1 rRNA gene is annotated in these 346 nt (G+C 46.2%); it reads right to left on the bottom strand.

The features are described from left to right. Positions 1–268: 268 nt before the first annotated feature. Positions 269–346, bottom strand: a 16S ribosomal RNA gene (locus L6D64_RS28225); the annotation flags it as partial.

Raw genomic sequence — 346 nt, 5'->3', positions numbered from 1 at the left:
AATTCGCATGTTGCGCTTTCGCGCAGAACTCACAAATTTTACCTTAGCCTGATCCACCAGCAGTGAAACTGGTGTTCAGTCTATATCTATCACATATCCGAATTTTTAAAGAACGATCTGACAAAAGCCAGAAATCAACATTCGAACTGAATGTTCATTACTGAGTTCTGATCAGCAACAGCCTCAGACCTCCAGGAGGTCTTGATCGCCTTCTACAAAGAATCAAGCAATTCGTGTGGGAGCTCATCAGCAGGCTGATGTCGTCGATTAAGGAGGTGATCCAGCCGCAGGTTCCCCTACGGCTACCTTGTTACGACTTCACCCCAGTCATGAATCACACCGTGGT

This window comes from Pseudomonas urethralis (assembly GCF_021602465.1).
In the GTDB taxonomy this organism is placed as follows: Bacteria; Pseudomonadota; Gammaproteobacteria; order Pseudomonadales; family Pseudomonadaceae; genus Aquipseudomonas; species Aquipseudomonas vlassakiae.
The sequence above is the reverse complement of the archived record's forward strand: the minus strand, read 5'-3'. Positions and strand labels throughout refer to the sequence as shown.